Raw genomic sequence first — 13,748 nt, 5'->3', positions numbered from 1 at the left:
GGGAGGGAACGACGGTCGATGCGAGGGGGCGCAGTGGAACAGCAGCGGACGGCGGTGGTGTCCGGCGGCGGGACGGGCATCGGGCGGGCGATCGCCGCCGAACTCGCCGGGGAGGGCTACCGGGTGGCGATCGTCGGACGGCGGGCCGACGTCCTGGCCCGGACGGCCGCCGAGATCGGGGCCGGCACCCTGGCGGTCGCGGCCGACCTCACGGTGGCCGCCGAGGTCGAACGGGCCGCCCGGGAGCTGGCCGTGCTCGGACCGGTGGACGTCCTCGTCAACAACGCGGGCGCGGTGATCACCCCGCCCGCCGACGCCGGCCTGGCCGCACTCGCCGACGCCTGGCGGCGCGACCTGAACACCAACCTGCTGACCGCCGTCCTGCTCACCACCGCGCTCGCCGGGCAGCTCAGGCGCCCCGGCGGCAGGCTCGTCCTGATCAGCTCCGCCGCCGCCCAGCGCGGCGGCGCCGGCCCGCACTCGGCCGGCTCGTACGCGGCCGCCAAGGCCGCCCTGCACGGCTGGGCGTTCGGCCTGGCCCGCCGGTTCGGGCCGGACGGGATCACCGTCAACGTCCTCGCGCCGGGCTACGTCGAGGACACCGAGATCTTCGGCGCCGACTGGACGCCGGAGTTCCACGCCGACAAGGTCGCCGCCACCCTGGTCGGCCGGGCCGGCACCCCGGAGGACGTCGCCGCCGCCGTCTCCTACCTGGCCTCGCCCCGCGCGGGCTACCTGACCGGCCAGATCATCGGCCTCAACGGCGGTGCGGTGCTGGGCCGCTGAGGGCGGCGGGGGCGACGGAGGGGACGGAGGCGGCGGGGGCGACGGGGGCGACGGGGGCCCGTAGCCCCGCCGGTCTCAGCGCCGGGCTGCTGCCAGCAGGTCCGGGACGGTGGCGAGCTTGACCCGCGGCCGGCCCGCCGCCTCGCCGAGGGCACGCTCCGTCCGGTCGATGGCGCGCAGCTCCTTCAGCCCCACCGCGTCCGGGCGGCGGCCGCGCACCAGGCGGGCGAACTCCTTGCCGCTGCCCGTCGGCGCGGCCAGCAGGCCGGCCGCGGCGTCGTCCATGAAGGCGTCGACGGTCTCGTGAGCGCAGGCCCGGTTGGCGCCGATCCCGCCGGAAGGGCCGCGCTTGGCCCAGCCGACCAGGTAGGTGCCGGGCAGCGGCCGCCCGGTGGCCGGGTCGAGCACCCGGCCGCCGCGGTGCGGGACGGCGGCGGCGGCCTCGTCGAACGGCAGCCCCGGCACCGGCACGCCGCGGTAGCCGATGGACCGGACGACCAGGCCCGCGGCGATGGTCTCCGGCCCCGCCTCGACGCCCGTCACCCGGCCCTGCTCCTGACCGGCCAGGCCGGTGGGCGTGGTGAGGAAGCGCAGCACGATCCGGCGGCCGGGGCGCGGCGGGCCGGCCAGGTCGACCGTCTCCAGCGGCAGGCCGGCGAGCAGCGCGGCCTTCGACCCCGGGGCCGCCGAGGCGAGCGCCGCCCGGACCTCCGGGTGGTCCTCGACCACCAGCTCGACGCCGGGCAGGTGCTGGAGGGCGAGGAACTCCGGCCTGGTCCAGGCCGCCTGCTCCGGACCGCGCCGGGCGAGCAGCACCACCTCGCGCACCCTGCTGCCGCGCAGCGCGGCGAGGGCGTGGTCGGCGATGTCGGTGGCGGCGAGGCGCTCCGGATCGAGCAGCAGGATCCGCGCGACGTCGACGGCGACGTTCCCGTTGCCGATGACGACGGCCCGCTCGGCGGAGAGGTCGACGGCGTCGGCGGGCACCGTGGGGTCGGCGTTGTACCAGCCGACGACGGTGGTGGCGGGCAGGCTGCCGGGGAGGTCCTCGCCGGGCAGGCCGAGCCGGCGGTCGGCGGCAGCGCCGACCGCGTAGACCACCGCGTGGTGGTGGGCGGCCAGTTCGGCGTGCGTGACGTCGCGGCCGACCTCCACGTTCAGGTGGACCGTCAGGCGCGGGTGGTGGAAGACGGACGAGAAGCTCTCGGCGATCCGCTTGGTGGCCTGGTGGTCGGGGGCCACCCCGTGCCGGAGCAGGCCGCCGGCGACCGGCAGGCGGTCGATCATGGTGATTTCGGCGCCGGTGGTGCGCAGCAGCGACTGCGCGGTGTAGCTCGCGGACGGGCCGGTGCCGACGATGGCGATCCGCAGCGGCCCGAGGGCGAGGTCGTTCGGCAGGCTGCGGGGGAAGGCGGGCTCGCCCCAGGCGTGGTCGTTGGGGTGCTCGCGGAAGTAGTCGCGGTTGAGGTCGCCGAAGACGGTGTCGGGGCCGGCGAGCCGGTCGACGGGGAAGACCGCGTCGACCGGGCAGGCGTCCGCGCAGGCACCGCAGTCGATGCAGGCGGCCGGATCGATGTACAGCATGTCGGTGCTGCCGAAGTCCGGTTCCTCGGGCGTGGGGTGGATGCAGTTGACCGGGCAGACGGAGACGCAGGAGGCGTCGTTGCAGCAGGTCTGGGTGATCGCGTAGGCCATGGCCGGGTGAGGTCCTCGCTGCGTGGGGTGCGTCGGACGGCGTCGGGCGCGGTGGGGATGGGGATGGGGATGGGGATGGAGGTGAGGGTGGGGGCGGGGGTGGGGGTGGGGGCGGGGGTGAGAGCGGGCCCTGCGGGGCCGCTCAGAGCATGTGGACGCGGCGGTAGACGGCGGCCGAGGCCTTGGTGAGCAGCCCGCACTCGGCGAGGAACGCCATCAGGTGGCGCGAGCTGGTGCGCATCATCGCCTTGCGGTGCTCGTTGGCCCGCGCCTCGGCGACGGCCCGCTCGCGGTCGAGCCCGGCCGCGGTGTAGACGCCCGGGTGCACCATGCTGCTGACGATGACGTAGGCCCCGGCGGCGATCCCGGTCGCGGCGGCCCGGCGGCGGGCGGGCGAGGCGCCGCGCATCCGTTCGCGGATCTGCTGCCGGGCGAACTTCATGTGCCGGGACTCCTCGACCACGTGGATCCGGGAGGTGCCGCGGACGATCTCCAGGACGTTCTCGCCGCGCATCCAGTCGCGCTGCATGACGTCGAGCACCTCCTCGGCGACCAGGATGCCGCCGTAGGCGAGCTCGCCCCGGGCGGTGGCCTTGAAGAGGCGCCCGGCCTGGGCGATCACGGTGGCCGGCCGGTACTGGGGGACGCCCATCTTCTCGCAGGCGCGGGCGAACATGATCGAGTGCCGGCACTCGTCGGCGATCTCGGTGAGCGCGAAGCGGAACTCGGCGCTGGCCGGGTCCTTGAGGTACTGGTCGCGCAGCACCATCTGCTGCAGGATCATCTCGAACCAGATGCCGGTGGTCATGATCGAGCAGACCTCGTGCCTGGTCAGCACGACCCGCTGCTCCTCCGCCATCTCGTCCCAGAGCCTGGTGCCGTAGAGCGTGCTCCACTCCGGGTTGAGTCCGTAGTCGCCCGCGGGGAGCGGGGCCTCCCAGTCGATCTCGGTGGCCGGGTCGTAGGAGAGGGTCGCGGCCGAGTCGAGCAGCCGCTTCGAGACGTCGTCGTCGGCCTGGGTGTGGGTGGGGGCGCCGTGGGCGCCTCGCGCTCGGTGGGGCCCTCGGGGTCCCTGGGCCCCTCGGGTTCCGTGGGTTCCCGTCACCGCTCCGGTCCGGGTCATGGCTGCCTCCAGGTACGTGCCCTGCGCGGGATTCCCGCCGACCCCGCTTATTAGACGGAGAGTACAATAAGAGCTTCGGGCCGAGAACCCCTCGCGCACCGACCGGCCCGCAGCGACCGCCCCACCGCACCTCCCGCCACCCGCGCCCGCGCTTGGCGCGCGCCCCCCGCGGCCGCTCCTCGCGCCGCCTGCGGCTGGCGGCCCCGCCCCGCGGAGGGATGATGGCGGAAGACGGCCCGCAGCGGAGACACCCGAGGTGCACACATGGACAGCCGGCGGTTCCCCTTCGTCGACAGCGCGGCAGGAGCCCTGCTCGACGCCGACGGCAGGATCACCCGCTGGACCCCGCAGGCCGAGCAGCTGCTCTCACTGCCCGCCGAGCGGGTCTGCGGGCGGCCCGTCCGGGAGCTGCTCGCCGACCCGGCCACCTGGCCCGCGCTGCTGACCGAACGGGCGACCGAGGCGTGGTCCGGCCGGGCCGTGCTGCGCTCCGGGCGGGGCGAGGAGCTGGGGATCGCCTTCCAGGTGCTCCCGCTCGCCGACGGCGAGCCGGACGCCGCACCCGCCGGGCCCGTCGGGCCCGCCACCGGCGCGTCCCGGTACTTCGTCCTCGCCGCCCCCGCCGGTCTGGTCGGTCAGTGGCGCCAGGACCAGGCCTTCACCCAGGAGCTGTTCCTCCAGGACCGGGTCGGCCTCGCCGTCTTCGACGACCGGCTCCGGCTGGTCAGGACCAACACCCACCTGCTCCCCTACTCCGGCCTCCCGTCCGACCTGAACGGCCACCGCCTGGGCGACTTCCTCCGGCCCGAGGATGCCGCATCCGTCGAGCAGCACCTCCGCCACGTCCTGGAGACCGGCCGGCCGCTGGTGCTCACCGAGGAGCTCGTCCGGACCATCCGGGAGCCGGGCAGCGGCGCCGTGGTGGCCGTCTCCGCGTTCCGGCTCCAGGCGCCCGACGGGCGCGCGATCGGGGTCACCGCGCTGTTCACCGACGTCACCGAACTCCACCGTGCGGGCGAACGCCTCGCCGTGCTGCACCGTGCCACCGCCGCGGTCGGCGCCTCGCTCTCCGTCACCGGCACCGCCGAGGAGCTCGCGGCCGTCCTCGCGCCCGGGCTGGCCGACCAGGCCGTGGTCGAGATCGCCGAGGCGGTGTTCACCGGAGAGGAGCCCGTCCCCGACCGGGACGGGCGGCTGCTGCTCCGCCGGGCGGCCGTCGCACCGGACACGGGGGCGGGGCCGGGGGCGGGTACGGGCAGCAGTGCGGGCAGCGGTGCGGGGGCGCGGTCCGGGCCGGGGGTGTCCGGGGGCCCCGGGGCGACCGTCCGGGTCGACGCCGCCGGGCTCTGCGCCGTCCTCGACTCCCCCACCGGCATGACCGCCCCGCTCCGGGCCCGCGGCACCCTGCTCGGCCGGGTCACCGTCCGCCGCGACCCGGACGGCCCGCCGTACGAGCCCGCCGACCGGGACCTCCTCGGCGAGATCGCCGCCCGCACCGCCCTCGCCCTGGACAACTCCCGCCGCTACACCCGCGAACGCCGTGCCGCCGTCGGCCTCCAGCGCAGCCTGCTGCCGCCCTCGCAGACCGAGACCGCCGCCGTCAGCACCGCCAGCGTCTACCTGCCCACCGACACCGCCACCGGCGTCGGCGGCGACTGGTTCGACGTCATCCCGCTCTCCTCCGCCCGGGTCGCCCTGGTCACCGGCGACGTGGTCGGCCACGGGCTGGAGGCCAGCGCCACCATGGGGCGGCTCCGCACCGCCGTCCGCACCCTCGCCGACCTCGACCTGGAGCCGGACGAGCTGCTCGTCCACCTGGACGACCTGGTCTCCCGGCTGCTCGTCGACACCGCCGAGCCGGACGACGGCCGCGGCCAGAGCGGCTTCCGCGACGACGCCCGTTGGAACGGTGGCTTCCGGGACGACGACCGCCCGGACGACGACGCCGCACCCGGGCACGGGGCGGACGACGGCTGGGGCGACGGCACCTGGCCCTCCGGCGAGCGCACCTCCGCCTACGGCGCCACCTGCGTGTACGCGGTCTACGACCCGGTGTCCCGCCGCTGCGCCGTCGCCTCCGCCGGCCACCCGCCGCCCGCCGTCGCCGCCCCCGACGGCACCGTCGAGTTCATGCCCGTCCAGCCCGGCCCGCCGCTGGGTGTGGGCGGCCTGCCGTTCGAGGTGACCGAGGTCGAGGTGGCCCCCGGCAGCGTCCTCGCGCTCTACACCGACGGCCTGATCCACGGCGGCGGCGACCTCGACGAGGGCCTCGACGAACTCCGCCGCCGGCTGGCCCGGCCCGGCACCACCACCACGCCGCTGCCCGAACTCGGCCGGGCCGTCGTCGGCGGGCGCCCCGCACACCTGCGCGCCGACGACGTCACCCTGCTGCTCGCCCGCACCCGCGCCGTCCCGCCGGAGGCCACCGCCGTCTGGCCGGTGGAGGCCGACCCGGCCGCCGTCGCCCTGGTCCGCGAGCGGACGGCGGAGCAGCTGCGCGCCTGGGGCCTGGAGGACCTCGTCTTCACCACCGAGCTGGTGCTCAGCGAGCTGGTCACCAACGCCATCCGGTACGCCGGCGGCCCGGTGGAGGTCCGCCTCATCCGCGCCGAGCGCCTGACCTGCGAGGTCTCCGACCCCAGCGCCACCCAGCCCCGGATGCGCCGCGCCCACCTCACCGACGAGGGCGGCCGCGGCCTCTACCTCGTCGCCCAGCTCACCAGCCGCTGGGGCAGCCGCTACACCCGGCACGGCAAGACCATCTGGGCCGAGCAGGAACTGCCCTGACCCGAGGCCCTGGCCCCTGACCGGGGCCGGAACCGGCAACAGGCCAGGTCAGGCCGATTTCCGGTTGTCCCCCCGCAGGTTGGTTGACATGATCCACTTCATGCCCACCTTCCCCGCCCCCGACGGCACCCTGCTCTCCTACCGCGTCCACGGCGACGGCGAGCCCCTCGTCTGCCTCCCCGGCGGCCCCACCGACTCCGCCTACCTCGGCGACCTCGGCGGCCTCTCCGCCCACCGCCGGCTGATCGTGCCGGACCTGCGCGGCACCGGCCGGTCCGCCGTCCCGGCCGACACCGCCGGCTACCGCTGCGACCGCATGGTCGAGGACGTCGAGGCGCTGCGCGCCCACCTCGGGCTCGCCCGGATCGACCTGCTCGCCCACTGCGCCGGCGCCAATCTGGCCGTGCAGTACGCGGCCCGCCACCCCGAGCGGGTCGGCCGGCTCGTGCTGGTCACCCCCAGCACCCGGGCCGTCGGCATCGCCATCACCGGCGAGACCCGCCGGCAGGTGGCCGGGCTGCGGGCCGGCGAGCCGTGGTACCCGGCGGCGTCCGCCGCCCTGGCCGCCATCGTCGCGGGCACCGGCAGCGACTGGGCGGCCACCGCCCCCTTCGCCTACGGCCGGTGGGACGCCGCCGCGCAGCAGCACCACGTGGCGGCCACGCCGGACAATCCGGAGGTGGTCGCGGCCTTCGGCGCCGACGGCGCCTTCGACCCGGCGGCCACCCGGGCGGCCCTCGCCACCTGGGCGGGGCCCGTCCTGCTGCTCGCCGGGGAGTTCGACCTCAACAGCCCGCCGCAGTCCGTCGCCGAGTTCGCCGGTCTCTTCCCCGACGCCACGTACACCGTCCAGCCGGGCGCGGGCCACAACCCCTGGGTGGACGACGCCGAGCAGTTCGTCGCCACGGCGGCGGGCTTCCTCGCCTGACGGGCTCACTCGCCTGACGGGCCGGCCCGTCCGACCGGTGTGACGGCCGGACGGCCCGTCCGGCCCGGACGGCCGGTCAGACCCTCGCTGCGGTGTCCGCGCCCGGGTACCCGTAGGGCTGCTCGCCCGGGTGCGCCACCAGCAGTGGCAGCACCGGGGCCGTCCGCACCGGCGCCGCGAGCGCTCCGGCGAGCACCAGGCCGAGCCCGGTCAGGGCGAACGTGGTGCCGATCGCGAACTGCATGCCGATCGCCCCGACCATCCCGAGCTCCCGGTAGAGCGTGTCCGACCCCACGCCCACGATGACGGTCTCGATGATCGGCCCGACCGCCGCGACCAGGCAGCCGGCCATCGCCAGGCGGGCGCTGCGCCCCCTGCGGCGGATGAACGTGCCGGCCACGACGGCCCCCACGAGCGGGACGAGGATCGAGACCCCGGCGGATATCAGGCTCATCAGGGCAAAGCTCGAATGGTCGTTCACAAAGCTCCGTTCGGGATGCGGGCCCACCGGCCGCGGGCCCGTCGCACACGGGCCCGTCGAATGCCGGCACACGGGATCAGGACACGCTGGGGGCCGCCCCCGCGGGATCCACGCCCGCGCGAAAGATACCGGCCCGGTACTGGTGCGGACAACGGACGACCCCCGGCCGACGTGCTGCCGGTCCCGGCGTCCGGGTGGCCCGGAGACGAACACCGCTGGGGACGACCGCGCGTGACGCACAGTCGGTGGCGGCGAGGGCCTCCATCGGTTCGCCACCGGTGGTGAGGGTCCGCCCGCGGGGGCGGCTGCGAAAACCGCTGTCCGAATACCGGAACGCAGTGATAGAGATTCCGGGTGACAACGACACTTGAGTTCCCCGCTCTGCTGCGACTGATCGACGAGCGGTCGACCGCCTTCCGTGCCGCGATCGCCTCCGCTCCCAGCCTCGACGTGCAGGTGCCGACCTGCCCCGAGTGGACGCTGTTCGATCTGGCGGAGCACATCGGCTCGGGGCGCCGCGACTGGGCCGCCACCGTCGCCGCAGGGCCGGCTCCGGCCAAGACCGCAGCGGAGGGCGCCCCGGCGGCGCCCCGGGAGCGCGAGGCCCTGCTGGCCTGGCTGGCGGAGTCCACCGAGCAGCTGCTGGACGCGCTGCGGGAGGCCGGCCCGGATCGCGATTGCTGGACGTGGTGGGAGACGTTGCAGTCGCCGCCGACCTCCGGCGCCGTGGCTCGGCACCAGCTCCAGCAGATGGCGGTGCACACGTACGACGCCCAGATCACCGTAGGCGCCCCGCAGCCGCTGCCGGAGGAGGTGGCGCTCGACGGTGTCGAGGAGTTCCTGTTCACCTGCGTCGCCACGACAAGTGCCTGGCCGCACAAGCCCGCTGTCGTCGACTTCCACGCCACCGAGGGCCGCTCCTGGCGCCTCTCGCTCTCCGCCGACGGCGCACGGACCGCCCGCCTCCCCGAGCCCGGCACCGTACCGGCCACCGCTGCCGACCAGGACCCGGCCACGGCCTTCGTCTCCTTCCGGGGCACGGCCGGCGAGCTGGTCTCCATCCTGTACGACCGCATCCTGGTCGACTCCCTGGAGGTCGACGGCGACCGGCGCGTCTTCGAGCAGCTCGCCGCCTGGGACCCGAGCGCGTAGGACGTGACGATGCGCCACCTCGCGCGCCCCGGGGCATGCCGCCCGCCAACGGCGGCCACCACGCCGTGACGGCCCCGGGGCCGCGGGGGGAGCAGACCGTCACGGCCGTCGTCGCCGCCGGGGCGCGACGCGCGATGAGCCGACGGTCGGTCAATTGTCGGCCGCGGTCGGGCCGGTGACCGGTACCGTGGCGCCGGCGGCGTTGCAGTCCGGTGACACAGCGGGCGCCGTTCCGTCGATTGTCCGCACTAGGTTCGATCGTGCACGACGACGCCGCACGCTGTGTGCGCCGCTGCCCGTACTGCGCTCAGGAGAACCTGCATGTCCACCTTGACGACCCGCCGCGCGACCGCCTTCCGTTCGCTGGCCGGCACCGTCCTGGCAGCCGCGCTGATCGTCCCCGCCGCGACGGCCTGCAGCTCCACGGCAGACACGAAGGGCACGGCCGCCGCCACTCCGTCGGCCCCCGCCGCCACCGCACCGGCCGCCGGCACGCCCAGCACCCCCGCCGCGCCGGGCGCCACCGCACCGGCGGCCCCGCCCGCCACTCCTGCCGCGCCCGCCTCGCCGAAGGCGAGCGCACCGGCCACCACGGCCGCGGCGGCGAAGCCGAAGTCCCCGGGCCGCTCCCAGCCGCTGGTGGACGGCAGCACCGCCGAGGTCCAGCCGGTCGGGAACCAGAACTACACCGCCAGGATCGTCAACGCCGGCGCCGTCCTCGCCACGCTGGAGACGAAGGACGCCGACGCCGGCCTGGACGCCAACGGCATGTTCGTCGTGCTCTCCGTGGACGGCACCGTCCACTCCTGGATGGGCGGCGAGCACCAGGGCCCGGGCACCTTCAAGCTCGCGGGCGGCTGGACGGCCAAGGTCACGAAGGTCGGCGAACTCCACTACCGCGCACAGATCCTCGGTGCCGACAACGCGGTGATGGACACGCTGGAGGCGAACCAGCACGACACCGGGGCCGTCGCCAACGGCTCGTACATCGTGCTCAGCGCCGGCGGCGAGATCAGCTCCCACATGTGACCGGGCACCGGCGGCCGTGACCGCCCCGGCCGCCGGGGGGCGGCCGGGGCTCTCCCGTGTCAGCGATCAGGCCGCTCCGCCCTCCGGGAGCCGGTCAGCCGGTCAGGGTGTTGTGCAGCCAGGGGACGATCACGGCCATCGCCTCGTCGAAGCGCGAGATGGCGCAGTGCCCGGTGTCCGGGATCAGCTCGACCCGGGTGTCCCGGCGACCCTCGAACACCAGGCTGTCCGCCGGCGGGACGTGCACGTCCTCGGTGCCGTTGACCACCAGCATCGGCCCGTTGGCGTCCCGGTCGAGCAGCGGGCGCAGGTCGAAGGCGGCGAACGCCGCCTCGCGCTCGGCCGTGCTCGGCATGGCGTCGAAGCCCAGGGCATTGCCGACGATGCCGTCCATGCCGAAGGCGAAGCCGCGGCCCGGGGCGAAGGAGTGCTCGACGGGGCCGCCGAGCACCACGGCGGCGTCCACCGCGCCGGTCAGTCCGGTCCGGGCTGAGTAGTGGCCGCCCATCGAGATGCCGAAGTGGCCGACCTTCCCGTTGCCGAGCGTGCGGGCGAAGGCGATCAGCCCGTCGACCACCTCGGCCCCGCCGTCCGGGGTCATCGGCAGGTGGGCGGTCTCGCCCGTGCCGGCGAGGTCGAACAGCAGCAGCCGGGCGGGCAGGGCGAGTGCGAGCTGCTCCCACATGCCGTGCAGGTCGGTCTTCCAGGAGTCCACCCCGCCGCTGGCGAGCACGACCGGCGCGTCGGCGGGCAGGCCGGGGGCGGCCATCAGGTGGACCGGCAGGGCGGCCTCGCCGCCACGGTGCGGGAGGGTGAGCGTGCGGCGCTCGAACTCCACCGGGAAGCCGGGGGCGGCGAGGACGTACTGCTCGACCTGGCGGACGAGCGCGGTGCGCTTCGGCCCGTCGGCCAGTGCGGGGAACTTCGCCCACCCGTACGCCTGCGCGGCCTGGCGGTGGCGCCCGGCCGCGGCGTGCCGGGCGGCCAGGGCGGACCACTCGTGCACCCAGCCGCCGGGCCGGTCGGGCCACATCCCGGTGACGGCGGCGCGGACGGCGTCCACTTCGTCGACGGGCAGGCCGAGGGTCATCTGGGGGTAGCGCTCGACGAACAGGTCCTGCGGGTCGACGGGCCAGGTGAAGGGCATGGTGGTACCTCCCGTTGCGCTTAAAGCCGGAACTCTTGCCTTAGCGACTATGCGCTCGGGTCAGGCTTAATGCAAGCCTCCCTGCGTTAAGGTGGTGCCCGAGGTGATCGACACATGACCGAGGAAGAACCGGAGGCGATCCGCCGCCGCCCGGGAGGCCGCGCCGCGCGCGTCCGCCAGGCCGTCCTGACGGCCGCCATGGAGGTGCTCGCCGAGGAGGGCATCGCCCGGCTCACCATCGCCGGGGTCGCGGCCCGCGCCGGCGTCAACGAGACCACGGTCTACCGGCGTTGGGGCACCCGCGAGAAGCTCGTACTGGACGCCATGCTCGCCGGGAGCAGCGCGGGCATCCCCGTCCCCGACACCGGAGCCGTCCGCACCGACCTGGCCGCCTTCGCCCGCGCGCTGGCCGAGTACCTCGCCACCCCGACCGGCCGCTCCGTCGCCCGGGCGGCCGCGCTCAGCTCCGACGACCCCGACCTCGCCGAGGCCTGGCAGACCTTCTGGCAGTCCCGCCTCGACCAGGCCGGCGTCATCGTCACCCGGGCTGTCGAACGCGGCGAACTCCCCGCGGACACCGACACCGCCCTCGTGCTGGAGCTGCTCTGCTCCCCGCTCCAGACCCGCGCCGTCCTCGGCCACCGCCCGATCGAGCCGGACCTGCCCGAGCGCCTGACCAGCCTGGTGCTGGACGGCCTGCGCGCACGGACCGACGGCTGACCCGCGCCCCCGAAGGGCACGGGGGCCGGCTCCCGCCCGTGGCGTGACCACTCCCCTGACGCCGCGGTGTGAGCCGGATCACCGGAACTGCGCGGCCGCGGCGGACAAGGCATTTCGTGAACTACTCACTGCACGCCCGGATACGCACGGGGGACCCCGAAGCGTTCCGGGAGCTCTTCCGTGACCATGCGCCCCTGGTCCACCGGCACGCCGTCCGCGCGTGCGGCGACCGGGACCTCGCCGAGGACGTCGTCTCGCTCACCTTCCTGGAGGCCTGGCGGCTGCGGGACCGGCTCCTCGACCACGAGGCCGGCCCGCGCCCGTGGCTCATGGGCATCGCCGTCAACGTGCTGCGCAACACCGGTCGTGCCGCACGCCGCCACCAGGCGGCCCTCGGCCGCCTGCCCGCCCGCGACACCGTCCCGGACTTCGCCGACGAACTCGTCGGACGCATGGCGGACACCGACCAGCTCGCCGCCGCCCAGCGGGCGCTGAAGAAACTGCGCCGCGCCGAGCGCGAGGTGTTCACCCTCTGCGTCTGGTCCGAACTGGGGTACGCCGAGGCCGCCGCCGCGCTCGGCGTCCCCATCGGCACCGTGCGTTCCCGCCTCTCCCGGGCCCGTACGCGCCTGCGCAAACTCGCCGCACAGGAACTACAGAAGAACCGGGAACCGCTTCCGCGCCCCGGACAAGTACAGGGCGGCCGCACCCGCGCGGCCCGGTCGTACGAGTCGCACGAGGAGACGTACGGATGACCCGCAAGTTCTGGAAGCGGACCGAGCCCCTGGACCACACGGAGCCGGACCGCACGGAGCCGGACCACGCGGAGCCGGACCACGCGGAGCTCGCCCGGCTGCTGCCGGCCCCGTCCGCCCCCCGGATGCCGCTCGACCGTCAGCTGCTGTTCGAGGAGCACCTGTTGAACGAGATCCGCACCCACGACCCCGCTCCGGCGCCCGCTCCCGCACCCAAGGCCGCGAAGCGGCCGGTTCGGCGCACCCTGCTGATCGCCGTCCCGGTCACCGCCGCCGTGCTCACCGCCGTCGTCGCCGTCGGCACACTGACCAGCGGCATCGACAGGCCGCGTGCGGCGGCTTCGGTGGAGGCGCCCGTCGTGCCGGTCGAGGAGGGCAGCGCCCTCCAGCTCGTCTCGACCGTCCAGCAGCTCGCCGCCGCCGTGAGCACCCAGCAGATCCCGGTGCCGAAGCCGGGCCAGTTCATCTACGTCAAGAGCAAGGTCTCCTACCTGTCCTTCTCGCACAACGGCGACACCGACGAGCACCGGACGTGGGTGCAGCCGCTGCACCAGCGCGAGGTCTGGAAGTCCCCCGACGCGCTCAAGGGCTGGCTCGACGAGCCCGGCTACCAGGACGAGGGCGGTATCACCCTCGACAGCGACGGCCCCCACTCCAAGCCCGAGAACGGCCAGGACATCCCGGGCGAACCCCGCCGCCTCTCGTACAACTGGCTCAAGACCCAGCCGACCGACCCGGACCCGCTGCTGAAGTCGATCTACACGACCGTCAGCGGCCCGCGCGACCGGGACCAGCAGGCGTTCGAGACGATCAAGGAGATCATCAACGAACAGCTGGTGCCCGCCCCGAGCGCCGCCGCGCTCTACCGGGCCGCCGCGAACATCCCCGGCGTGGTCGTCGTCCAGAACTCCCAGGACGCCGTCGGCCGCACCGGCCTCGCCCTCGCCCGCCTGGACGAGCAGAGCGGCGAGCGCCTCGAACTCGTCTTCGACCGCACGAGCTTCACCTACCTGGGCAGCCGCGGTGTCCAGATCAGGCAGGTCGGCAGCATCAAGCCCGGCACCGTCACCGAGCGCACCGCCGTCCTGGAGCGCGCCGTCGTCGACGCCCGCAAGGAACGCCCCACGACGGGCGGCACCGCCTGA

At 75.2% G+C, this 13,748-nt stretch carries 12 protein-coding genes; 8 read left to right on the top strand and 4 right to left on the bottom strand.

Features of this window, described 5'->3' with window-relative positions; all coding sequences use genetic code 11:
- Nucleotides 1–18 precede the first annotated feature (18 nt).
- The gene (locus OH807_RS28520; protein ID WP_406204255.1) at nt 19–786 is read left to right on the top strand and encodes an SDR family NAD(P)-dependent oxidoreductase; all 768 of its coding nucleotides are present in this window, start codon (nt 19–21) and stop codon (nt 784–786) included.
- Nucleotides 787–861: 75 nt separating this feature from the next.
- Here OH807_RS28520 and OH807_RS28515 read toward each other — a convergent pair whose 3' ends face one another.
- On the bottom strand, nt 862–2,481 hold the full coding sequence (locus OH807_RS28515; protein WP_406204252.1) for an FAD-dependent oxidoreductase: 1,620 nt from the start codon (nt 2,479–2,481) through the stop codon (nt 862–864).
- A gap of 142 nt (nt 2,482–2,623) precedes the next feature.
- On the bottom strand, nt 2,624–3,604 hold the full coding sequence (locus OH807_RS28510; protein WP_406204250.1) for a diiron oxygenase: 981 nt from the start codon (nt 3,602–3,604) through the stop codon (nt 2,624–2,626).
- Between the two features lie 264 nt (nt 3,605–3,868).
- Between OH807_RS28510 and OH807_RS28505 the strand changes: the two genes are divergently transcribed.
- Together OH807_RS28505 and OH807_RS28500 are read left to right on the top strand one after the other, a co-directional pair.
- Nucleotides 3,869–6,391 (top strand): SpoIIE family protein phosphatase, encoded by a 2,523-nt coding sequence (locus OH807_RS28505; RefSeq protein ID WP_406204247.1) that lies wholly within the window; start codon nt 3,869–3,871, stop codon nt 6,389–6,391.
- Nucleotides 6,392–6,491: 100 nt separating this feature from the next.
- Nucleotides 6,492–7,319 carry an alpha/beta fold hydrolase gene (locus OH807_RS28500; RefSeq protein WP_406204244.1) on the top strand — a complete coding sequence of 276 codons (828 nt, stop codon included), beginning with the start codon at nt 6,492–6,494 and terminating at the stop codon, nt 7,317–7,319.
- 76 nt (nt 7,320–7,395) lie between these two features.
- Here the strand turns inward: OH807_RS28500 and OH807_RS28495 are convergent, their stop codons facing one another.
- Nucleotides 7,396–7,773, bottom strand: a complete 378-nt coding sequence (locus OH807_RS28495; protein WP_406204241.1) for a hypothetical protein — start codon at nt 7,771–7,773, stop codon at nt 7,396–7,398.
- A gap of 381 nt (nt 7,774–8,154) precedes the next feature.
- Here OH807_RS28495 and OH807_RS28490 point away from each other — a divergent pair, with 381 nt between their 5' ends.
- Together OH807_RS28490 and OH807_RS28485 are read left to right on the top strand one after the other, a co-directional pair.
- On the top strand, nt 8,155–8,952 hold the full coding sequence (locus OH807_RS28490) for a maleylpyruvate isomerase N-terminal domain-containing protein (protein WP_406204238.1): 798 nt from the start codon (nt 8,155–8,157) through the stop codon (nt 8,950–8,952).
- 321 nt (nt 8,953–9,273) lie between these two features.
- The gene (locus tag OH807_RS28485) at nt 9,274–9,981 is read left to right on the top strand and encodes a hypothetical protein (protein ID WP_406204235.1); all 708 of its coding nucleotides are present in this window, start codon (nt 9,274–9,276) and stop codon (nt 9,979–9,981) included.
- A 94-nt stretch (nt 9,982–10,075) separates the two neighbouring features.
- Here the strand turns inward: OH807_RS28485 and OH807_RS28480 are convergent, their stop codons facing one another.
- Entirely contained in the window at nt 10,076–11,128 is a 1,053-nt protein-coding gene (locus OH807_RS28480; protein ID WP_406204232.1) for an alpha/beta hydrolase, read from the bottom strand.
- A gap of 114 nt (nt 11,129–11,242) precedes the next feature.
- Between OH807_RS28480 and OH807_RS28475 the strand changes: the two genes are divergently transcribed.
- The 3 genes from OH807_RS28475 (at nt 11,243) to OH807_RS28465 (ending at nt 13,748) form a co-directional block, all read left to right on the top strand.
- Nucleotides 11,243–11,848, top strand: a complete 606-nt coding sequence (locus OH807_RS28475) for a TetR/AcrR family transcriptional regulator (RefSeq protein ID WP_406204230.1) — start codon at nt 11,243–11,245, stop codon at nt 11,846–11,848.
- 116 nt (nt 11,849–11,964) lie between these two features.
- Complete coding sequence (locus OH807_RS28470) at nt 11,965–12,603, top strand: RNA polymerase sigma factor (protein WP_406204227.1); 639 nt, start codon at nt 11,965–11,967, stop codon at nt 12,601–12,603.
- Nucleotides 12,600–13,748 (top strand): CU044_5270 family protein, encoded by a 1,149-nt coding sequence (locus tag OH807_RS28465; protein WP_406204224.1) that lies wholly within the window; start codon nt 12,600–12,602, stop codon nt 13,746–13,748. The genes OH807_RS28470 and OH807_RS28465 overlap by 4 nt, the downstream gene beginning before the upstream one ends.

Source organism: Kitasatospora sp. NBC_01560 (genome assembly GCF_045208415.1).
Classification (GTDB): domain Bacteria; phylum Actinomycetota; class Actinomycetes; order Streptomycetales; family Streptomycetaceae; genus Kitasatospora.
This window is presented reverse-complemented; position numbering and strand designations above follow the sequence as displayed.